The sequence below is a fragment of the Paenibacillus terrae HPL-003 genome, from assembly GCF_000235585.1.
GTDB classification, from domain to species: domain Bacteria; phylum Bacillota; class Bacilli; order Paenibacillales; family Paenibacillaceae; genus Paenibacillus; species Paenibacillus terrae_B.
Genome location: NC_016641.1, coordinates 833,230 through 856,511 on the forward strand (window position 1 = coordinate 833,230; position 23,282 = coordinate 856,511).

At 38.3% G+C, this 23,282-nt stretch carries 22 protein-coding genes; all 22 read right to left on the minus strand.

Going from position 1 to position 23,282, the window contains the following annotated elements:
- Positions 1–9: 9 nt before the first annotated feature.
- A complete protein-coding gene (gene pcrB / locus HPL003_RS04080; RefSeq protein WP_014278346.1) occupies positions 10–702 on the minus strand; it encodes a heptaprenylglyceryl phosphate synthase in 693 nt (230 codons plus the stop codon).
- Between the two features lie 146 nt (positions 703–848).
- Positions 849–1,346, minus strand: a complete 498-nt coding sequence (locus HPL003_RS04085; RefSeq protein ID WP_238533441.1) for a glycerophosphodiester phosphodiesterase family protein — start codon at positions 1,344–1,346, stop codon at positions 849–851.
- Entirely contained in the window at positions 1,333–1,566 is a 234-nt protein-coding gene (locus tag HPL003_RS29585) for a hypothetical protein (RefSeq protein WP_238533442.1), read from the minus strand. The genes HPL003_RS04085 and HPL003_RS29585 overlap by 14 nt, the downstream gene beginning before the upstream one ends.
- 106 nt (positions 1,567–1,672) lie before the next feature.
- Entirely contained in the window at positions 1,673–3,073 is a 1,401-nt protein-coding gene (locus tag HPL003_RS04090) for an undecaprenyl-phosphate glucose phosphotransferase (RefSeq protein ID WP_014278347.1), read from the minus strand.
- Positions 3,070–3,978 (minus strand): glycosyltransferase family 2 protein, encoded by a 909-nt coding sequence (locus HPL003_RS04095; protein WP_014278348.1) that lies wholly within the window; start codon positions 3,976–3,978, stop codon positions 3,070–3,072. Before HPL003_RS04095 ends, HPL003_RS04090 begins: the two co-directional genes overlap by 4 nt.
- 270 nt (positions 3,979–4,248) lie before the next feature.
- On the minus strand, positions 4,249–4,341 hold the full coding sequence (locus HPL003_RS30410; protein WP_219727884.1) for a putative holin-like toxin: 93 nt from the start codon (positions 4,339–4,341) through the stop codon (positions 4,249–4,251).
- A 184-nt stretch (positions 4,342–4,525) separates the two neighbouring features.
- Positions 4,526–5,527, minus strand: a complete 1,002-nt coding sequence (locus HPL003_RS04100) for a glycosyltransferase family 2 protein (RefSeq protein ID WP_014278349.1) — start codon at positions 5,525–5,527, stop codon at positions 4,526–4,528.
- 155 nt (positions 5,528–5,682) lie between these two features.
- The gene (gene rfbD / locus HPL003_RS04105; protein WP_014278350.1) at positions 5,683–6,558 is read right to left on the minus strand and encodes a dTDP-4-dehydrorhamnose reductase; all 876 of its coding nucleotides are present in this window, start codon (positions 6,556–6,558) and stop codon (positions 5,683–5,685) included.
- A 2-nt stretch (positions 6,559–6,560) separates the two neighbouring features.
- Entirely contained in the window at positions 6,561–7,580 is a 1,020-nt protein-coding gene (gene rfbB, locus HPL003_RS04110; protein WP_014278351.1) for a dTDP-glucose 4,6-dehydratase, read from the minus strand.
- Between the two features lie 81 nt (positions 7,581–7,661).
- A complete protein-coding gene (gene rfbC / locus HPL003_RS04115) occupies positions 7,662–8,210 on the minus strand; it encodes a dTDP-4-dehydrorhamnose 3,5-epimerase (protein WP_014278352.1) in 549 nt (182 codons plus the stop codon).
- Positions 8,211–8,232: 22 nt separating this feature from the next.
- Entirely contained in the window at positions 8,233–8,976 is a 744-nt protein-coding gene (locus HPL003_RS04120; protein WP_014278353.1) for a sugar phosphate nucleotidyltransferase, read from the minus strand.
- Positions 8,973–9,794: a glycosyltransferase family 2 protein gene (locus HPL003_RS04125; protein ID WP_014278354.1), complete on the minus strand. Its 822-nt coding sequence runs from the start codon at positions 9,792–9,794 to the stop codon at positions 8,973–8,975. Before HPL003_RS04125 ends, HPL003_RS04120 begins: the two co-directional genes overlap by 4 nt.
- A 19-nt stretch (positions 9,795–9,813) precedes the next feature.
- Complete coding sequence (locus tag HPL003_RS04130; RefSeq protein ID WP_014278355.1) at positions 9,814–10,629, minus strand: sugar phosphate isomerase/epimerase family protein; 816 nt, start codon at positions 10,627–10,629, stop codon at positions 9,814–9,816.
- Entirely contained in the window at positions 10,626–11,405 is a 780-nt protein-coding gene (locus HPL003_RS04135) for an NAD-dependent epimerase/dehydratase family protein (RefSeq protein ID WP_014278356.1), read from the minus strand. The genes HPL003_RS04130 and HPL003_RS04135 overlap by 4 nt, the downstream gene beginning before the upstream one ends.
- Before the next feature lie 19 nt (positions 11,406–11,424).
- Positions 11,425–12,399 carry a glycosyltransferase gene (locus tag HPL003_RS04140; protein ID WP_014278357.1) on the minus strand — a complete coding sequence of 325 codons (975 nt, stop codon included), beginning with the start codon at positions 12,397–12,399 and terminating at the stop codon, positions 11,425–11,427.
- On the minus strand, positions 12,396–13,508 hold the full coding sequence (locus HPL003_RS04145) for an FAD-dependent oxidoreductase (RefSeq protein ID WP_014278358.1): 1,113 nt from the start codon (positions 13,506–13,508) through the stop codon (positions 12,396–12,398). The genes HPL003_RS04140 and HPL003_RS04145 overlap by 4 nt, the downstream gene beginning before the upstream one ends.
- Before the next feature lie 44 nt (positions 13,509–13,552).
- Positions 13,553–13,903, minus strand: coding sequence for an EamA family transporter (locus HPL003_RS04150; protein ID WP_014278359.1), 351 nt, complete (start codon positions 13,901–13,903; stop codon positions 13,553–13,555).
- Positions 13,904–14,188: 285 nt separating this feature from the next.
- On the minus strand, positions 14,189–17,203 hold the full coding sequence (locus tag HPL003_RS04155; protein WP_014278360.1) for a hypothetical protein: 3,015 nt from the start codon (positions 17,201–17,203) through the stop codon (positions 14,189–14,191).
- Positions 17,175–18,287, minus strand: a complete 1,113-nt coding sequence (locus tag HPL003_RS04160) for an acyltransferase family protein (RefSeq protein ID WP_043922298.1) — start codon at positions 18,285–18,287, stop codon at positions 17,175–17,177. The genes HPL003_RS04155 and HPL003_RS04160 overlap by 29 nt, the downstream gene beginning before the upstream one ends.
- A 156-nt stretch (positions 18,288–18,443) precedes the next feature.
- On the minus strand, positions 18,444–20,783 hold the full coding sequence (locus HPL003_RS04165; RefSeq protein WP_014278362.1) for a glycosyltransferase: 2,340 nt from the start codon (positions 20,781–20,783) through the stop codon (positions 18,444–18,446).
- A gap of 9 nt (positions 20,784–20,792) precedes the next feature.
- Positions 20,793–22,289 carry a protein kinase family protein gene (locus HPL003_RS04170; RefSeq protein WP_014278363.1) on the minus strand — a complete coding sequence of 499 codons (1,497 nt, stop codon included), beginning with the start codon at positions 22,287–22,289 and terminating at the stop codon, positions 20,793–20,795.
- On the minus strand, positions 22,289–23,278 hold the full coding sequence (locus HPL003_RS04175; RefSeq protein ID WP_014278364.1) for a class I SAM-dependent methyltransferase: 990 nt from the start codon (positions 23,276–23,278) through the stop codon (positions 22,289–22,291). Before HPL003_RS04175 ends, HPL003_RS04170 begins: the two co-directional genes overlap by 1 nt.
- Between the last annotated feature and the right edge of the window lie 4 nt (positions 23,279–23,282).

The following is a 23,282-nucleotide window of genomic DNA, read 5'->3' on the forward strand; positions in this document are numbered from 1 at the left end:
AATCACGTTCTATACTTCCAACTTCACAGCTACCGTCTCCAGCGCTTTCGCCAAGTCACGGTAAATGATGTTCCCTACTACAATGGTGTCACAAACGGCAGCCGCTTGTAACGCGGTAGATTTATCCATGATACCCCCTCCGTATAGGACACGAGCGCGCTCCGTACTGCGATGTATTTTTTGTACCAGTTCCATATCTCCAAAGGCACCGCTATACTCCACATATACAATCGGCAGATGCATGAGCTTGTCAGCAACCTGTGCATATGAAGCGGCAGATGAAGCATCGAGTGATGTATCCGCTCTGGTAAGCTTGGCCACCGTAGAATCACCATTCAAAACAATATATCCTTCCGTCACAAGTAAATCCCAAGGGATCATATAACCAAACTGCTCAATCGCACGCTGGTGCTGTCCTACGATCCAATTACTGTCAGTGGTATTGAGCACCATTGGAATCATATACAGATCAAACCCCGGCACCACAGCCTCCAGATCGGACACTTCAAGCACACACGGCACCTCATAACGCCGGATCCGCGACAGCAAATCCACCGTATTTTCATAGGTAACGCCCGACGAACCTCCTACCATAATGGCATCCGTACCAGACATGCAAACGGCATCCAGTCCCTCATCGTCCAGTTCCTTGTCAGGGTCCAGCTTAAATACATGCCTCCATGATTGAATCGAATCTGCCAACACACATTCCCCCAGCATCCATTGTGCTTTTGCTACGATCCGGTCTAGCCAGATTCCAATATCCAAAAGCGTTCTATGCTAAGTCTATGACAGTGCTTAAAAGGTGTCAATGTTCGTATCCAATGGGAACACTCCGCTCATGCATCTCAGGGCCGTAACGCGTACAGCCAGCTACGTTTTCGGAGTTCCTTTTCCGTTAAAACATCTGTATAGAATCCGCGCACACCCATCTGCTCGTAGTCAACGGCATCTTTCAGATCGTTAATTGTATTCACGTAGCATACCGCCCCCGCCTGCCGCAAACTTTCCACTAAAGCACCACTAACTCTGTTCTTTGGTAAAGTCACTGCCGCTATATCGTTTTGTTGTACAAACCGGATGATTTGGTCGTCCGTATCTTGTGTGGCATAGAGCGTATAAATAATGGAGGTATAGGGATAAATGCTCCGCAACGTTCGCAGCATTTCTTCGTCATAAATTTGCGGGACAATGCGGGACAAGAGATTCGGATTTTTCTCCTGTGCCTGATGGGTCAGTTGTGCAAATAACTGTTTGATTTGTGCTGGGTCCTGTTCTTTCGTGTCCGTCACGACATAGGCATCCGGGTATTTCTCCAATAGATCCAATACATCATTCCAATCCACCGGAGTATAGGAACCATGTATGGGGGTGTTTTTGAATTGCTCGTAGCTCCATGGCTTCACGCGCATTGGTGTAGGCCAAACCGTCAACGGATCCCTTAGCATGTGAAATCACACGATGGGTGGTAAAACCGGTATGCTCCTCCGTGGATTGCCCCCTGTAAGCCAATAAAAACATGCCAATTAACATTAAAAGAATGACCGCCGCAATCAGTCGTTTCATAGGGTGTCACATCCTTTTCGTACAGGTCAATACCCTGCATACGCATGCTCAAAACAACTTCCAGACACAAAAACACCCTCCGGCTGAACCGAAGGGTGAATCTGGATTAATACGCATTCTTGAAACCGTTGCGGATGGTGCGGAAAATAATTTTAATATCGAATAAGAGCGACCAATTCTCAATATAGAAAATATCATGCTTAATCCGTTCCTCAATGGACGTGTCGCCACGCAACCCGTTGCTCTGTGCCCAGCCTGTAATACCGGGACGAACATGGTGCTTCACCATATATTTAGGAATTTCCTCACGGAACTGATCCACGTAATACGGACGTTCCGGGCGGGGGCCAACGACGCTCATATCTCCTAGCAACACATTGAAAAACTGGGGTAGCTCATCGAGACTCGTTTTACGAATAAAGGTGCCAAAACGTGTTCGACGCGGGTCATTAGCCGTCGTCCAGCCTGTATCGTCAGTCCCGGGTGGCAGCACCTTCATTGAGCGGAATTTGTACATCATGAAGGTACGCCGATTCAAGCCCACCCGCTCCTGTTTGAAAATGACTGGACCTCTCGATGTCGTCATCACGCCAATCGCCACTGCCAGCATAACCGGAGAAGTTAGAATAATAGCGAACAATGAGAACAGAATATCGAACAAACGCTTAAACAATCGGTTCCCCGCCACATCCAGCGGAATATCCCGTACATTGATCATTGGCATGCCTGCAAAGTTATCAAAATACGGTCGAGCTGGCAAGTAGTCAAAAAAGTCGGGAATGATGAGCGTGCGTACCCCCGCCTTTTCACACATGTTGATAATCTTGGGGTACTTATCATGCGCATCCAGCGGTAGAGCCAGAATAACCTCATCAATCATCAGGCGCGACAGCGTTGCCTCCAATTGATCTAATCCTCCGAGAATCGGGCGGAAATGGGCTTCTTCCTCTTCATCCCAGTGGCGCTTATCATCCAAAAATCCTACGACCTCATATCCCAAATCTGGGTACTGTCCAAGATTATGATAAAATCGTTGGCCCAGCGAACCCGCCCCGAGAATGAGCATGAACTGCTTGTTGTAGCCTTTTTGGCGGAGAACTTTAAGTACCTGTTTCAAAAAATATCGATAAAATAAAATAAGCAGTACGTTCCCAATCATATAGATCGCCAGATAGGACCGCGAAATGTCGATTTGCTTCACGAAAAACATGACACTCAACAGCACGAACAGGCCAACAATATGAATCTGGGTGACGCGAAATACGTCATCTGCAAACCGTTTTTTGCGTTTGGGCGAATAGAGGGAGAATAACATCCCCAGCACCACAGCAATCAGACCGTAGATCACGCTCCAGCCACCATAAACTTGAATAGGAAGCGGCTCTTGATAGGTAATCCATTCACTTTCGAATTTGAAGAACCAAGCGATCAGAAAGGATAGCTGAATGACCGCGAAATCCGCCACAATATACAATTGGGTTAAAAAACGTTGATTTCTGCGTATCATGCTTTCACCTCGGTACGAGATTGTTCGCCGCTGTCCGGTTTGACCGGTGCAGTGAGCTTGTTTTTCAAAAAGGCCATTCCAAATTTCACCGTAATTCCCGCGTAGACAGCCATATTAGTGATCCAGTTGTACTGCTGTTTATAATGCTTGCGGTGGAAGACCCACATTGCTCTATGAAACTCGTAAATAATTTTCAAGGGACGACGGCGAGCGCTGCCCCCTTTGATATGAATAATATATGTGCGCGGATAGTAGTAAATGCCCCACCCCGCCTGCTTAATCCGGTAACACCAGTCAATGTCCTCGCCATACATGAAAAAGGTTTCGTCCAAGCCGCCGACCTGCTCAATCGTCTCCCGACGAACCAGCATAAAAGCACCCACCAGCACATCCACTGGATACTCATCATCCGGGCTTAAGTGCCCGAGCTGGTATTGATTATACTTCGGGTTATCCGGGTAACGCTTCGACCAGCCGAAGGCGTAATAAAAAGATGCAGACGGCGTTGGAAACCCACGCTTACAGGCCTTATCCAGCGAGCCATCCGGTAAAATGACCTTGCAGCCCGATGCTCCCATCTCCGGATGCGTATCCATGAACCGAATCATTGTATCCAGCGTGTCTGGCTGCACCAACGTATCGGAATTCAGCAGTAATACATAACGCCCGCTGGCCACTTCCACTCCCTGATTGTTTGCCTTGGCAAAGCCTGTGTTATCCTCATTGGCAATCAAGGTAATCTCCGGATATACAGCACGAATAGCGTCCACAGATCCATCACTGGAGTGATTGTCGATAACAATCACTTCATATCGATATTGCGTCTCTGACGCATACACCGACTGCAAACAATCCAGCGTCAAACGGCATGTATTATAGTTGACGACCAGTATGCTTACATCCATATTTAAAACGCTCCTGACAAATTCAGTAATCTATTCTACTATCGACTATTATAGCATACCGCGCAGACCACGGGGGCGCAAAAAACCACATAACTTGTAACCTTACACAGCAGCAGGATTTTGCAAAATTCTTGAGGTCTAAAAATCATCGTGGTAAGATATACATGGAAAAAGGGCTGGTGCCAGCCAGCCCCTGCGCAACCGACGCTCCCAAGAGCGGACGGTTTTGGAACATCAGGCCGAAAATAGACCCTTCCTTGCGGGGGCGGTCTATTTTCGTTTGTTAAACTCTAACAGTGTGACGATCAACGCCCCGAACGTCAGCATTAAACTGAGCGCCTCAAACACTGTCACAGGCTTCACCCCCCTCCTCGGGAGAGTTAGCCGACCGCCCTTGTCAGCCTATATCGGTTGCACTCTTCAATTATACTATATTTTTCCATAAAGGAACACGCATTCGATGGTTTTTTATCTAGTATTCGTTTGTACCTTTGATTATTTGACGCTTATATATGGAAAAAAGTTGCAAACGTTTTTCGCCATGCCTCTATAATTTCCCCAGTATGAAAACCAGCTTATAGATCCAGTTGTCCATTCGTGACTGTCTATAAAATGGAGATTGCCAAATATATTTTATACGAGAAAATACGCCCTTTTGGTGGCTGTCCAGGAATTGATTCATATCTTTATACATTTGAGCAGACATGTCTTGTCCGTATAGTTGAATGAACTCCTGAGCTTGTTTGCTTAGAATATAGCGATTTTTTCCTTGTGCAAATCTTTTCAGCCTCTTTCTCCACTTGCTTATCCAGCCATCCGTAGAACCCCCTAGTACATTGTTTTGGTGCTGACGATATAAAATGGAGGGTTTAGGGTCGAAAACAACCTCACCAAAAGAAGATACAACTAAGTAAATCCACCAATCATGCATAATAACGTTTTTCAAAGAAGTCGGAATTCTCTTCTTCACTAATTGGAGTGCTTCTTTGTTGATCACCATAGTACATCCTACACATACATTCTCAATTAAAGCATTATAAAAAGATAACGGTTTAGGGATATCTGCTGGCCATACTTTAAGAGGTTCCAGCCTGTGAGAAACCATTTGCGTGGCAGAACAGTACATCAACGGTCGGCCCTCCTCTTTTTCAATAAGAAGAGATACCGCTTGGACAAGCTTGTTCGGCATCCACACATCGTCCTGATCACAAAATGCGTAATAATCGAATGTCTCAGACGATCTTTGAATCAGATTAAAAAAACTCTCAATAACCCCTTTGTTGCTTTCGGGAAATAAAATGATTTGGTGGGGATATTGCTGCTTCAAAGCATTTAACTTAAGGACTGTACTATCCGTAGAGCCATCATCACGGATTAAAATCTGAATATCTACGTCCTTTTGATTTAACAAGCTTTCAATTTGTTCCTCTAGATAAACTGCTCCGTTATATGTAGATAATAAAATTTGTACGCTGGGCCTGTTCAGAATGATGCCCTCCTTATAGCCGAATAATGATTGAATTGTATGAAATATTTCTTGCTTCTTCATAAAAAACAAACTACAGATGATCAGCGACTATGTGAATAATCCGTTACCTGTCTTATGCATTATAATACTCATTGAAACTAATCGACATATGTGTCTACATAATAAAATCTCCCAATCATAAAATGATGGGAGATCGCTGTAGGTATAGCGTACCTTTACTTGCTCGAACTTGCTAGATACTCTTTTAAAAAATCCTGCAGTCCTTCACGCCAAGCACGCAAATCATTCAGTCCATTTGTTCGGATAGCAATATGTTCCATCACGGAATTACGTGGGCGTGCAGCTGGTCTGGGGAATTGCTCTGTACTGCACGGCTCCAGTTTTGCTGTGATCTTGGCACCTAATATTTCCGCCGCATCCTGCAAAATGGCTTGGGTAAACTCATACCAGGTACAGAAGCCGCTGTTGGACGCATGATATACGCCGTACTTCTCGGTTTGAACCAACTCCGCTAAAAAGCGAGCCAAATCCACCGTATAGGTAGGTGAACCCTTCTGATCGTCCACGACCTGAAGGTGCGGCTTTTCCTGTCCAAGCTTCAGCATCGTTTTAACAAAATTGTTCCCGTACAATCCATATACCCAAGATGTACGAACAATAAAGTACCTGGAGGAAAGTGTCTGGGTCAAAACCTCACCCGCCCGTTTGGACTTTCCGTAGATGCTCTGCGGATTCGTATTATCATACTCATGGTAAGGGTGCTCTGCTGTTCCATCGAACACGTAATCCGTGCTGATATAAACCAGCTTAGCTCCTACTTTTTCAGCAGCGAGTACCATATTACGTGTTCCTGCCGCATTTACTTGATAAGCCCCATCTACATCGGACTCCGCTGCATCCACTGCTGTATATGCTGCACAGTGGATGACAGCGTCAGGTTGATATTGGCCTACAATCTCCACGGCCTGCTCCAAATCCGTGATATCCAGCTGTTCCCGATCGTATCCAAGGACATCATGTCCTTGTTCCTGAAAAACCTTTACTACGTCTTTACCGAGTTGACCGGATGCTCCAGTAACCAGTACCTTCATCTTTACGCATCCCCCAAGCGAGAACCATACTGCTTAGCATAATATTGTTGGTATTCGCCAGTCTGAATGCGAGTCCACCATTCTTTGTTGTCCAAGTACCAACGAATCGTTTCTTTAATGCCCGTTTCAAAAGAGTGTTTTGGCTTCCAGCCCAACTCGTTCATGGTTTTGGTTGGGTCAATACCGTAACGACGGTCATGTCCTGGACGATCCTGTACATACGAAATTAGAGATTCTGGCTTGCCCAGCTCCTCCAATACTGTTTTAACGATGTGTACATTGGTCCGCTCGTTATTGCCGCCGATATTGTACACCTCACCAAGCTTACCCTGATGAATAACCAGATCAATTGCACTGCAATGATCCTCCACATACAACCAATCGCGGATATTCAAGCCATCCCCGTATACGGGGAGCTGCTGGTCACTCAGCGCACGTGAGATCATCAGCGGGATCAGCTTTTCAGGAAACTGGTATGGGCCATAGTTGTTGGAACAACGTGTGATGTTCACAGGCAAACCAAACGTTTCGTGATATGCACGAACTAGCAGGTCTCCGCCTGCCTTCGAAGCTGAGTAAGGACTGTTAGGTTGAAGTGGTGTTTCTTCCGTGAACAAGCCTGTTTCACCCAGCGAGCCGTATACTTCGTCTGTCGATACCTGTACAAACTTGGTCACATTATATTTCTTGGCTGCGTCCAACAGTACCTGTGTACCAAATACGTTTGTTTTCACAAACACTTCCGGCTCCAAAATACTCCGATCCACATGCGACTCTGCCGCAAAATTCACCACCACATCAATTCCCTGCTGCATCAACTGGTCAATCGCTTGTGCATCGGTAATATCTGCTTTCACAAAGGTATGTTTGGGGTGATTTTCAATGGATTTCAAATTTTCCAGGTTACCTGCATACGTAAGGGCATCAATATTCACAATTTCGTAATCTGGATACTGTTTTAACATATACAATACAAAGTTACTGCCAATAAATCCGGCCCCGCCGGTGACAAGAAGTTTCATACAAGCCTCCTAAAACGTGCTTTAATACATATAACATATGCTTTTGAAACAGAATGGAATAAACGGTAGCTTATTATCCCTCTAATCAAAATTAATGTCTGCGTCGGTCAATGTCGGGTGCTTCTGATCCTTCTCTGAAAGAATAGCATGAGAAGTCGGCCAATCAATCCTCAGTGCAGGGTCATTCCACAGGATTCCTCGGTCGTTTTCAGGTGAATAATATTCGTCTACCTTATACAGCACCTGAGTATTAGGAGCAAGCGTACAGAACCCATGGGCAAATCCTTTAGGTACCAGTAACTGACGTCTATTATGTTCACTTAAGATCACCCCAACCCACTGACCGAATGTTGGAGAACTTTTTCGAATATCCAAAATCACATCGTATATAGCTCCAGATAGCACCCGAATGAGTTTGGTCTGCGCTTTAGGATCAAGCTGGTAATGCAACCCGCGGATCACGCCAGCTTCTGCAGATAAGGACTGATTATCCTGAATAAAAACATGATTAATTCCGTTTTTTTTCATGATTTGCTCATTGTAACTTTCCATAAAAAAACCACGGTGATCACCATGAACCACGGGTTCAATGATTTTTGCACCTTCCAGTTCCAAAGGGATTACCTTCATTTGTCCGCATCCTCCCTTTATTTTAAAGCTTTAGCTTTCCAAACTCTTCACCAAATACGATATCCTTGACCAATTCATTAGCACGCGCAAGTGATGGGTGAGTTCCAGCATCCGTCCACCATCCTTGAAGAATATCATATGTCAATGTTCCATTAGCAATATATGCATTGTTAACGTCAGTGATCTCAAGTTCTCCACGAGCTGAAGGTTCAAGCGTTTTTACGATTTCAAAGACACTATGATCGAACATATAAATACCTGTTACAGCATAATTACTTTTTGGATCTTTAGGCTTTTCTTCAATAGATACAATCCGTTCCTCTTGAAGCTCTGCCACTCCAAAACGGTGTGGATCTTGAACCTGTTGAAGAAGGATCTTCGCCCCCGTGATTTGATTGCGGAAATTATCCACAAATGGTGCAATGTCATCTTCAAATACATTATCGCCCAAAATAACAACCATTTGATCATCACCTACAAATTGTTCAGCCAGATCAAGGGCTTGTGCGATCCCACCTGCCTCATCCTGAACTTTATAAGTGAATGTTACGCCCATTTCACGGCCGCTACCAAGAAGGTTAACGACATCCCCCATATGCTCTTTACCTGTAACGATAAGGATATCGTGTATGTCAGCTTGCTTGAGCTTGGATACGGAATGGAAAATCATTGGATATTTACCCACAGGCAGCAGATGTTTATTTGTTACTTTGGTTAAGGGGTAGAGGCGAGAGCCTGTACCTCCTGCAAGAATTATACCTTTCATTGCTCCTCCTTACTTACTTTCAGATTATTTTTGGAATCATATTTGCGCAAATATAAGTTTAACAATATTTTAATAAGCAGCATATTCCCTCGCAATGGGCTAATCTTAGTAGGTATCTTTCCCTTTGGATATGAGCGTTCAACTGGAATCTCCGTAACTTTATAGCCGAATTTGGGCGCTTTAACTGACAAATAGCCCAAAAGCTCGTAAGTCTCAAAAACATCTCTAAAAGGATGTAAATGGGGATCTTTTAAAAACCGAGCAGAATGGGCCCTAAATCCATTGGTAGTGTCTGTATAATGATATCCTGCAACTAGTGATATAAACGGTGCATGAATAAGTTTAATAGCAAGTTTTCTCGAGATAGGAGTATTTATTTCCTTACCTCCTGGTACATACCTTGAACCTTGAACAAAATCATACCCTTCGTCAAGTTTCTGAATGAACTCAGGAATTGACTCAACGCTATCTTTATTATTCCCATCCACAGTAATGATGCCCTCATACTGCTCTTGTAATGCGTAAGCGAATCCCATCCGCAGTTGTGCACTCAACTTACCCTTATCTTTTTTAACTAGAATAGCTCTTACATGATTATCTAAAAGAAATGATTCATCTAAAGAACCATCGGTGCTCCCACCATCTAGAATAATAATATCAACAGTTTCTGCAAGTGATTTTAACTTGTTAAGTTGTTTTTGAATTTTAACTCCTTCGTTAATAACAGGAATACACACACAGTATTTACTACTTTTCGACTTGAATTCTTTAAGCTCAAAATTAGGAATTTCCCAATTTTTATTTTCAATAACATTCATTGGCGGGATATTCTCCTTATTAAGCGTAAATTTCTGAAGCGTATATTAGAGCTTGTTCAACATTAGCTACATTTGGATTGTCCCCATTTTTCATTTCAATAGAAACCCAATTTCTATAGCCTGTTTCTTTAAGCACCTCTGCTATTTTCCTATGCGTTGAGACACTTTCCTTGTCCCCGACCTTATTTAGATAAGGTTCGCTAATATGAAAATGACTTAAATAAGGCATGCATTTTCCGATAGCTGAAGAAATATTCTCATTATTTAAAGTAAGAGCACCCGCATCCAGATGCAATTGAAAACCTGGATGGTCCACTTCTCGAACCAGTTGTAAACCTTCTTCACTATTCGTAATGAAATCACAACCATATTGAGAGGGATTGGGCTCTATACACAAGGTTACATTTTCTGTAACAGCAGCCTCAGCAAGTTCCGCAAAAAATGGAATAGCAATGTCCAGTTGCTCATTCTTAGATAGTCCATTGGAAAGTCGGTTTTTAGGAGATCCAAATACTAGTGATTTAACTCCTATTTTACCCGCCAAGCCCATTATACCGCTCAAATAATCTTTTAACTTATTACGAGATTCAACATCTGAAAATAAAGCCAACCCATGCTGTCCAAATAATAATGATTGCATAGCAACTAAATGAATATTTCTTTGTTCCCAATATTGCCTAAATTGTAGTAGTTCACTAGTTTCACAATCTAATGGACGTTCCCAAAATTTAGTAGGGGCAATTTCTAACCCACGAATGCCAAGTTTATTTAGCAACAAAATGATCTCTTCATCCTCATTACTATTCCACGCAATATTGGAAATAGAAAGTTTCATTGAAGTACCCTCTTTTCTCCCTCAATAAATGCTTTAATCTCCAGTAGAACTTCTTCTTTAGATTTCATATATTCTTTATTATCACTGTCACTGAAAATATGAGAATACTGACTTCTCATGTCATATGAGACAGGCTTTTTCTCCGTTTCATTGGAAAAGTTAATATTCAGCCCAGCCCGAGCAATTTCTTTTGCACTGACAGGCTCTGTAGCAAAGTTTACTAAGGTTAGCGAATTAGCAAGTGCGATTTGAATATCATCCCATAAATGTTTCATATCATAAAATTGAAATTCACTTAGATGATGGGTTAAATGTAAAGCATTATCGTGAATTAGATCATAAATAAAATTTTTCTTAAGTCCTTTACCAAATAGGCCAGGGAGACGAATAATCAAATGGTCATGAAAAGTGTTGGTAACGAATTGTTCTAAATAAAAACGATGCTTTCCGTAAGGCTCTGCTGTTTCTGCTTGTATATTCGCCGACTCATCAACTTTGATAGGAGTACTATATACATCAACTGTAGAAATGAGTACAAACTTTTGAGCCTTGACCTCTTTTAAACAAGAAATCAGTTGATTAATATTAGCAAGATCTTCCTCAGGGGCTTGATTGGCCTTCCATTTGACAGCTGGGGCCGCTGCACATACCACTAAATCATATTCCTTACCTTTAATAGTCTCAATATTGGACGAATTGTACAACTCATCAAATGCTGTCTGTGCAAGTAAAGTGGAGCCTACATACCCGGTAAATCCTACAAGACAATTCTTCATCACAACAATTTCTCCTTCCTTATTGACCAGAAGCACTCTCTTTTTCTTTAATTAATTCTAGTCTTGGCTTTTTCTCTTTATACATTTCTACAGACTTAGTACTGTAAAAAGGGCGATTTTGGATCTCAATTAATATGCGTGAAGTGTACTCTCCAATAATCCCACCGATAAAAAACAGCCCTGCAAAACCAAGAGAGATTAAAATCATAAGTGTAGTCCAACCTTGTACAACTGACTGATTAAAAAAGTAATTATATAAAGCGTACCCCCCCATGAACAAAGAAAACAAGAAAAATACACCCGTAAGAAGATGAGCTGCTCTTAACCCAAAATGAGAAAACGAAACCAATGCATCTACAGCTAACGAAATATTCTCCCGATTTACTTTCCTACCAGTCAGTCTATTGACAGGCTTATAATTAATCAAGGTTTTAGAATAACCCGTAAGCTCATAAAGTGCTTTTCTATACCTTACTTTTTCTCTAAGATTCAGCATAGCGTTTAAAGCACGGCGCGTCACTAAGCGTGCAGTCTCCGTAGAAAGAGATAGATTCAAATAAGACACCTTATTCAAAATCCTATAAAAGATTCGAGATTTCCAACCAGCTTGTCCAGACGTAGCAGCGACAATATCAAACCCTTTTCCAGTTGCCGTTTTAAACATGTTATAGAGCATGTCTAAATTAAAATCAATAAATAGAGACTCGATTTCAAACACAAAGTCCCCCATAGATTTATTAAGCCCAGCCATCATGGCATGCTCAACACCGTGTTTTCTGGACAGATTAATAATTGTAGTATCCCCGTAAATATTCTCTATTGCACTATGTGCGTTCTCCAGCGTCTTGTCTTGGCTAAAATCATTAACCAGTATAATCTCATAGTGTTGAAAATATGTCATCATGGTGCGATCTAATTCAGTTAATGCCTGCGCAATTTCTTGTTCATTATTGTGCGCATACAGAACAGTAGAAACAAAAACCTGCTCTTTCATAGCACTTCCTCCAAATCATAGATGGTGTTAAACTTCCCAGAAAAAACAGATACAAATCTCGGGTTCTCTGAAAACTCTTTAATAACAGTAGGTCGAGAATCATCAAGCTCCGAAGCACTAATTAATGCCTTTACAGCAAACAGAGATTTTTTGTAGGTTATTTGAATTTCAGGATTAAGATACTTTTTAGCCAATTGGCTCATTCTTGTCCAAGCTGTGTAAGGTCTAACCTGACAAGTGTTGCAATTGCTTAATTGCGTTGCACTACAAGCATCATTGTATTTTTGACAAGAGAATTCAGGTAAAGCGTTAAAAGACGACTCATGTGGAGTATGTCCAACAGACGTAAGAGAATGATACCCACTTTCTCCAAAAGGCATCAAAGAAAAAAAAGGCCCATCCATTACAGTAATTCCTACGTCTTGAACGTTTTTGGTTACTTCCGTCATAATCACTTCACATATTTCATATTTTGTTGAAAATAACTCATAGTCAAACTTACGTAGAATCTGGTTAATACTCGCATATGTTGCATTAAGTATGTTGGAGGCTGTAAAATTAGATCCATCAGTAAAACGAAGTGCATAGTGCTCTTCTTCAGTGCTAACCTTGTCGATTAGTTTATTGAAAACCAGTGATACATTTTTAAAACCCTGTAACTTCTCCATATACCACTTACGAATTAAATTAGCATCATAGCTATACTCCATCGTTTCAAATGCTGCTTCCACTGTTCCCGGATTAAAATATACTCGGCTGTTAACCTCCACGGCGGGTACTTCAACATAATCACAAAAATGCTGAAACTGCTCGGCATTTGTCAAGGAATCATTCGCAGAAATCGCATATATTTTCTTAAATCTATCGTTGATAGCAAAAGAAAAATCACGGACAAATCGTTCATAATAATGAGCAGATTTTGCAGCAGTAGAAACACTTCTTGGGTAATGATACCCGTTGTGAACCCTGGCCTGGTTAATATAACTTGCGCGTTGTAAAGGTTTGTCATCAAATTCAATTACAGCTACATTTAGATCCTTCTTTGCTAATAAGTGAGCAGCATATAGACCGTATATCCCAGCGCCAAAGATAACATAATCGTAATTCAAAAAAGTCATTCCCCTTTTGTTAGTGCCACCTTTTGTATTCTTAGTTAATAGAAAATAATGATAGTACCAATAATCAGCAAGATAATGCCCACAAGTTTAAAAACAGTTATCGGCTCGTGGAAAATCAAAACAGATACTGCAACAATACCTAGCGTAGTCAATGCCTGCGACACAGGCGAAATTCTCCCCAATTCACCCCGAGACAAAGCAAAGATATAGAATACAAAGCTAACACCATATAAAATCGCACCAGACCATATATAAGGAGAGGTAGACAACTTTAGAAGTGATTGCAAGCTGATCCCGGTAAAATTCAATATATTGATTCCATGTTTTAAGGTGATTTGAGCGACAATGTTAAAAAGCATTGCTAAAAAGAGCAACAATAATAGCATTATAATCCCCTAACAGTATATTTAATGTTTATTCTATCACTTGTAAAATAATTTTTCATTATGAAGAATTATTTGAGAAGCTATTTTATAAATCGGTAATAGTTTGTTATTCACTTCCAAACTAGAAACATTATTGTCTATCAATAATTTAACAACATTATTATCAATTGGGATTGCACCTTCAATAATGCGCTTTGAAATCATAGTCGGTGGATAAACGGTAACCAGAGCTTAACAAGCAACGATAATATTGTGCTTATGCCAGTTAGCTCAACTTCTATCTAGTCATTTTACTAGCTTAACCAATTGAATAGAATTAATCTTAACTTTTACATTAGCCTTATCCCCAATGTCGAATCTTAACTCACTATGAGTGTTTCTCAGCCAGTCTGGATCCGAACCTAAAGGTATTAATAATTGTCCACTAACCACATTGAATAAGAAAGAATGATCTTCATCATACTTCTCACTTTTTCTGTTACTACTATTCCAAAAAAGCTGGCCTTGAAAAGGTTCCTGAGAGCCTATCGTGTTGAGGTCAATTAATAAAAAGTCAGCATTTTCCCCTTTTACAGAATGATCAAGTTTAAAGTTCACATATGGATCATTACCGTTGGCTATTATGCTCCCATCCGCTTCTTTGACAACCTCATTAGATCCAGACAAGGACATATTGTCCGGTACAGATTGAAACCGATCCTTCATCTCTTTAAAGTTTCTTCCCCAAGCAACCGGTAACGATTTTAAATCCTTTTGATGAAAAATTATTCTTAATTCATTTTCATCGGCATCAGTTGTATCTTCAGAAGCTTTAGTTTCCAACAGTCTCTGCTTGCTCACCAAAAATTGAAGCGAATTATACTGATAGTATACGTAGTCTCTTTCTAAAAACCATTTATATAATCTATAAGCACGTATTGATGCTGGGCCTCCATCATGCCGGATTGCTGGACCAATAAAAACTAATGGCGGTTTTTCTTTATCAAGATTTTTTATCATTTTTTCTTGTATCTCTTCATTGACAGCAAGATAATCAGCAGAATAAAAAGTAGGAACTCTTTTGTTCGTTATTTCATAAAAAAGTGTCCTGTTTGTTAAATCCGCGTAAGTCTCCCCTTCTTTCAACATTTTTGTTAGTACTGTTTTAAAATCCAACATTTCTTTCCATCTATCCTTACCAATAAATCCCTCACCAACATCAGGAAGCCCTTGCTTTGCACCATTCACAAAAATAGCATTGTCTGGTATAAGCATTGGTTGCATTAGTTTTTCAGTAATTCTAAAAGCCTGTTGCTGTCCGAAAGTTGCCACAGAACCTAACAATATTGCAAATACGATTAAATATATATGATAAGCTACACTGTTAAACTTATTTTTAAGAAAAAAGACGTACCGAGCTGGTATTAAAAAAGCAAAACATATAAAAGTAACTGATCCAGAACGATGCATCGAACCAGAATCTAAGCGACCTAAGCTATAGCCGGTTATTAATATCAAGAAAACAATTGATACAGTACAGTACAATATCATAAGATAAGTCTGTTTTTCTTTATTGAAAGAAATCACTTTTTTTACATTAAAAATTGTTACTCCTACAAAAAGAAGCAGAGTAAATACCCATCCTCCAATTCTAATCGACTCCCAGAGTAATCTATTTAGTTTATCGTAAGGGAATGGCTTAGGAAACCAATCAGGAGAAGTTTGGGCTTCGGAAAAAAGACTAATTCCGTATGCTAGAGTATTTGCAGAGCCATTATCAAGAATAAATTGAACAGTCCCCCATAATGTTGGGAATAACATTGCTAAAATGAAAAGTTGGATCACCACTAAACTACAGAATAATAATTTGTGTTTAAAAAACACCTTACTCCATAACTTAAGCTTTATCGACCTATATAACATGAGACCAAATAGAGGTAAAAAGGCCAATGTTAAAGCCGCACCCATGGACGGGTTATACAAACAATGAATTAAAGACATCCAAAAATAAAAAATGACCCACTTTACAGGATTGGAAAGTGTATCTTTGTGAAAAAGAATCAGTACGTAAGGAACTATTAAATAAGTTCTGTTCATGCCGGATTCAAATAATATAGGTAAAGAAAATATAATGAATAAAAAAGCCCATTTAGAACCATATAATTTTTTTATAAGCAGCACTACCATGGTGCCAATAATTATAGGAAATGCAACAAATGTATAGTTGATACTTGATAGATTCCCATTAAAAATATAATCATTAACAAGACTATACATTGGACCCATTATCCCCTGTATTGACATTACATCCACATTAAGTTTCATTCCATAATTCAGCATTTGTTGCAAGGGCATGAAAATTTCCCCTAAATGAAAATCATCTGAAACAAAGCCACCATAAACAGGAGTGGAATATAACATAATGATCGTCAACGGTATTAATGAAGGCCAGAATATGTAATCCCATACATTGCGAACTTCATTTCGTCTATGTTTTAAAATCAATAGGAACGTGTAAATAAAAAGTATAACAGCTATAGAAGCCATAACAGCTAGTGTATAATTGCTCCTGTGCAATTCAATTTTGCTTCCCGTCTGGTATACACCAAACACTAATGCCAGTGTTATAAAAGGAAGTATTAATTGAGAAAAATACATTAAAATCTTTGTCAGACTGCTTAAAAGACGCTCAGCATAAAAATAAATCGCTAGTTGAAGCATCCAAATTAACAAAGTTAGTACTTCGGGTAAAATCTGTGCTAATTTGTAAGAAGGATTTGGATTGAAAAAACTATACACGAAAAGCAGCGTTATAATTGCGAAATAGGAAAAGGTAAGCGATACAATAAAACTTACAAAAGCTTGCTCTTTATACGTGGAATCTACTTTTTTACATTCAATAACAAAGTAAGTTATAAATAATAACATAGAGACGTAAATAAAAGAGCTATTCCCACTAAAAAAATAAAAACTGACCGCATAGAACAAGAAAAAGAAGCAAATTAATGCATTTTTCGATAAGAAAATCCCTGATGGATTCATCGGTATTTTTGCTATGCTTTTTTTATTCACAAAATATATTAAGGGAATTAAGAACAAACAGAAACAGAGAATGAAGCAGTAGACTATTGAGTAATCTAAACTCTTGAATTGATCAGACCATACGATATTCCCAGCAATTATGTCATGATAAACTTGTTTGCCGTTAGCATAAATCTTCAAGAAAGCAACGGTTGAAGCTAGAGATAAAATTACAGCAAGCACACTTGCTATTAAAAGGTGCATTGAGGATTTAGGAAGAAACGACTTCAAATTGCTCATGCTCAGGCTCCTTCTTGTTCTTATAAAGTGATTTTAAACTTAAAAATTTCTTTTCAACTAGATGCCAAGATAAATACGAACAAGTCAAACAAATAATGAAAGACACAGAAAAGTGAAGAAAGGTATTCATCTTGCCACCACCGAAAATCCAAGTAACAAATTGCTGAACAGGAAAGGCATAAATATACATGCCGTAAGTAAAATCCCCATACTTATTTATTTTATACATTTTTATTTTTTGAGAGTAAGCAAAACAAATAACAAGATAGCTTCCAAAAATCATAAAAGCTTCTTTCAAACCACCAAATTTAAAGCTTATTAGTATAACTATAAATGAGCATAGCATCAGCTTTCTCGAAATAATGATTTTATCTCTATAACAATACATAATTATACCTGCCAGAAAATAGCCTAAGAGATAGTTGGCACTCCCCATACTTATCCCGTAAAAGTTATAATTATCAAAAATATGAGGTGAGAATATATTCATATATAAGACCAACACAAATAAAAGAAACACTGATTCGCGAGCCTTATGACTAAAACAACCTATAGATCCTATAATAAGAACTAATGCATAAAATAGAACCTCATACGGCAGGGTCCACAATGAACCATTTACAGAGCCGGGATAAATATTATCAGTAAAAACTCCTGGTAATTCATAGTAAACTGGAAAAAGGAATGAACTCTTTAAATAATCATATGTCTGAGGATTAGTTAAATACTCACTTAGAGTATTATTTGTTACAACAGCCCCAATGACGAAGGTTGAAAATAAAACAGCACATATCAAGCCCGGAAAAACTCTTAAAATTCTATTGAAAATAAACCGGAACTTACTTTTGGTTTTATCAAAACTCATACTTATTAAAAAGCCACTAATAACAAAAAAGACAGCAACAGATAACCCTCCAAGAGGCCATTGGCCATTAGTGATTTTCCCAAAAAATTCATTTGGATTCCCTGATATTGGATAGGAGTGTGAGAGCAATACCATGACTGCAGCAGCAAGCCTGATAAAATCAAAGTTATTTTCTTTTGCAATCATTCGTTTTTCGAGTAGTTGTGATGTCTGACTCAAATGATCAACTCTTTCATTGAAATTAATGTGTCTACCAAATAAGTTCTGTAAATAACTCAAATAAAGAAAGAATCCTACGTTGAAAAGCAGGATTCATCTGTTCAATTTACCAATAGAACATATATAGAAATGCTAATCCATATTGATTCCACTCATTTATCTTTTTATGGCTTTAAACTTGAGAACAAAATAAATTAGCTTCTTGCCCACTTTCAAAGCACCTTTATTATTGTTTCTAAGCCTAGTCAAAACCTTCCATCCGATTGTATTTCTCATGTTCATTAGTTCAGTTTCTAATTGATTAAGCTGATTCTGGTACTCATGAGAAGTTATATTACTATCGTGAGGAAAGTAATATTTTAAAGAGACAAGCAATTTAGCATTATCGAATACATTTATTATATTAGTGTCCTCTTTGGAAACTTCAAATCTATTGTACAATTCTGTATATTGAGCTACCATCTCTAATTTTGTTTTAAACTTATACTCTCTAATATTAATTTTAATTCTAGCCAGTTCTTCTTGGCCATCATCAATAATTTCATCCAGTTTCTTCATAACATCGCTTAGTTCAAGTGATTGGGACACCCAGCCACCGCCGACCTTATTAACTCTTTCTTTAAGGGCTCCCATAGGAGTAACTAGGACAGGTACATCATGCAGCCAAGCTTCAGTTAACGTATAAGAAAATGTCTCAGGCCATGGAGATAACAAACAAACCAAATCCAGATCCAATTGTTTTATAATATGGGTCAGTTCTTCTCTTTTGTACTCTCCATGTTTTTGAAGATTATTTTGATTCAATAAATTTAATTTCTGATCACCTAAACCACCAATTAGATGCCATTTAATATTATTTTTAGGATACTTCGTGATCAATTTATAAATCAGATCACTACCTTTATTAGGTGCAAGTCCTCCTAAAAATCCAATATTCCATTCTTTAATTTCTTTTCCCTCTGATTTCACAGATGAAATTTCAGAGTCTGCTAAATTATTCTCAATAGTAACTCCATGTTCAATAGCAAAAATTCTGCTTTCTAATGAAGGAAAGTACTTTATAAATAAATCTCTTGTAAAATCACAAGGTGTAATAAATCGGTCTACTTTACTAATCATATCTTCAACTTTTTCGCTCCATTTCTTAATAAATGGAGTATGAAATCCATAAGCAGCTCTCAAGGAAGAGTTGAATTTTTCTTCTTCATTTCCACTTTCTAAAATATACTTATTATTCTCATCTAACAAATTCACTTTTGGACTGATTAAATAGTAATCATGCAAAGTAAAAATTACTGGTATATTAAATTTATGAGCAATATGAGGGATATCAAAAGAATGTCTGATCAAATGATGTATATGCACAAGGCTGATCTCAAACGTCCCCAAGATTTTTTCTACAATTTTACTATATTCTTGATGATGAAAATGTTGTATTGAGATAGGATCATGTAAAGGAAAATGATATTTTGCAACAAAATTTCCCTTAAAATACTGTTTTAGCACCAACTCATTTCCATTTGTTACTAATACAAATGCATAATAATCCTCTAACTCCGATACGATATCCTTAACATGATACTCTGTACCACCAATTGGCTGTGTGTAGCTCTCGTCAAAAAAATTATGAAGAACATAAAGTATATTACCGCGAGTTTTGTAGGAGTCAACATAATGTGGTAATCTGATGGTTATATTCTCATGTATACGTTTCAATGGATTCTTAACAATAAAATCATGGACATCTTTCTCGTAATAAGGATATCTGGCATTTAAAGTTTTTAGATTTTTGTTTAATAAAGCTAGTTTCTTACCTTTAAAAGACATAGAGCCTTTATGGTATATAAATGTGTGATCATCAAGTACATTTTTATAGCCATGCTCAATAACTCTGCAACAGAAATCATTTTCTTCCGCGTATCCTTTACCAAATGTCTCCTGATCAAACAATCCAATCTCATCGATAATCTCTCTTTTAATATACATACAGAATCCTACTGCGGTAGGTATTTCAGGATATTCTTTTAAAGAGATATTCTCAATAAAATGTGCGAAACTTTCTACTGTATAACCCTCGGGAATTGAGTTATCTTCTAAAAATTTCGGAACAGAGCAAATACTTCCATTGTTTGTTAGCGGCGTAACTGTTGCAATAGATTTATCTGAATAGGCCACCTCTTTTAACTTTTCTAACCATCCAGCGGTAACAACCGTGTCACTATTCAACAGAACTACGTCTTCCTGTGAGAAGGACATACCTCTGTTAACTGTACCTACAAAACCCAAATTTTCTTCATTTTGCAGAATAACTAAACCTTCCTGTTTATCTAAGGTAGCGAGATATTCATTCACCTTAGGATCAGGGCTGCAATCATTAATAATTACAACTCTATTATTTTTTAAATTAGTATAACGAAATAATGACTGTACACATTCTTCTAATTCTTCTGGTGCATTATACACGGGAATAATAATATCACAGGATCGCACTTCCATTTTTAATTCTCACCTTTTTCTGAATTCTTGAAAAGCTCTAACAAATGGATTTTGATTTAGTTTTTCTTGCAAACTCGCAATAAGCTGTTCATGCTGCATCAACTGCGCTTTCAAGTCTACAAGTGATTGTTCTTTTTGTGAGATATTCTCTTGTAAAACCGCTAAATGCTCATCTTTTTCTTTTATTGAATTATGACACAAGGAAATATATCGATTATTCTCCTCTAATTGCTCATCTTTTTCAGTAATTGTAGCATGGCAATGCTCAATATATTCAGTGTTTTTCAATAGTTCCTTGTCTTTCTCAGCTACCACCTTATGACAATGCTCTATATATTCGAGGTTTTGTGCCAATTGTTGATCTTTTTCCTGAATTGCGGCTTCGTATTTCGTAATTACATCTTGGCATTTCCCGTACTCAATTCTAACCTCTTCATCAGTCATTTCAACTACTTTACTCTCATAAATAGTTAAATTTACTTCATTATTCTGGATAACATCCAGTGAAATAGTCAACAGATTATTGGTTTGCGCAACAAAACCATCATTAATAAAATCAGTTTCATCTATTTGAAGTTGTAAATTACTCAACAAAAATAAAGACATATAATGAAAAAGCGATTCTTGTCTATACCCTTCAATAGTGGCTTCAAAAAACTCATGGACTATACTCTGTGTGATTTCATTTTCCACAAAAAAATAATAAAAGCTTGCTTCACATGAAAGGCCGCGGAACAAATTCAACTCATAAAGTAAATAAAAATAATAAAAACTAAATCTAAACGGATCTAGAAAATAGCTTTTAGAATGGGTACTGAATTCAAAATCAATAAGTTTGAGTTCCCCTTTATCTACTATTATATTTGATGGGGTTACATCAAAATGCACCATTTTTGCTGGCTGATCGATTTCCTTGTAATCCTCAACCATCTTTTTTAATAGTTCAAGATTGTTATCGGACAAGCTTAATAAAGAAGTTAGTCCATCATAGTTTTCTAATGCTTTGTGTGCATAGTTACTGTCCTCATCTATTTCGAGAGTTGGTATCTCAATACTTCCAAAGCCGTTCAATAAGACTCCCGTATTACGAAAGTCTGAACGAACCTGATTAATAACATCTTCTAATTTATTTAAAGAAAGTTTGTTGACCATTCGTTGCAATCTCGACTTAAGAGAAATGCCTGGCTTAAATTCTTCAAATGAAACATAGCGATTGTTTATTCTTAACAAATCAAAAGGTTGAGGAGCTCGACCCCAACCACTAATTTTATCAAGAATTTTATATTCTCCGACGATCTTCTCTTGGCGTCCCTTACGATCCCTTAAAAATTTGGCGACTAGGGTAGGCTTGGCTTCGTGGTCTTTAAAAATAAGTACCGTGCATTTTCCATGCGTAATCTTTTTCCCCTGAGGATTAGATAATAAAAGAAATTGAAAATTCGAAGGCTTAATTTCGAAAAATCGGTTCCAATTTGTTTCTACATAATTTTTGATCTGAGGTATCATTAGTTCTCCTCCTTACGAGCAAAAATACTATAAGAAGCAGGAAACGGACTTAACTGTTCATATTCGATTAAAAACCTCTCCAAGTCATTTACCCGTTCACTAATTGATGAGTTGGATTTTGCGTAACGTAAAAATTCGACTAAATAGCTCGATACATTGTTTTCAGACAAGTTGTATAAAAATTCAATTCGTTTGTAATCAGGGTGCGGATAGAAAAAGTCAACATTATTGAAACCCGAGAGCTCCAACAATTCCTGATAACCCTGCTTTGTGTACGTATAGGTACTATATTCATTTTTATTCCACTTTAAATTCATTTCGTTGGCTTCTTCTCTACTCAAATAACTAATGTATTTAATGCCAGTATGATCGTCAGGTTCCCCAAGCAAATATTTTAGCCCCAGAGCGTTTTCAATCCCAATGTATAAATAGCCTCCTGGTTTGAGTAAACTGTATGCTATCCTTAAAGCCTCTTTCTGTCTTTCTTGTGGGTTCTGGCCCAGATCATTAAGTCCCACCCACTCTAAAACTCCATTAAAGGAAACTAAGTCAAAACCCTCCTCTTTAAAAGGATGCTTAAATATGTCTGCGTGAATAACCGTAATATTTTCTATATTTTCTTGCTTTGCTCTGGTAGACAGAAATTGAAGACGGTCTAAGGTTCCATCTAATGCAACAACATGTTTAATATTACGTGCAAGCGGGACGGAAATAGTCCCCCATCCCGCACCAATATCCAATGCAACTGAATCTTCTGTCAATGGCAATAGATACTGCCAGTCCGCTCTGGATTCATCCGTAATGATGTTAAATAGAAATGGATTATCATAAAAATTTTCTTTAACAGTCTTCCTCCATCCTTTAGAGATACATTCAGCAACTAGTTTACTCATCCTCTTATTATCCAAATCAGAATAATAGTGGCCGCTTTCAGAACATAAGTAAATCCCATCATGTACAGGATATATTTGTTTGAACACATTATTCATAAGA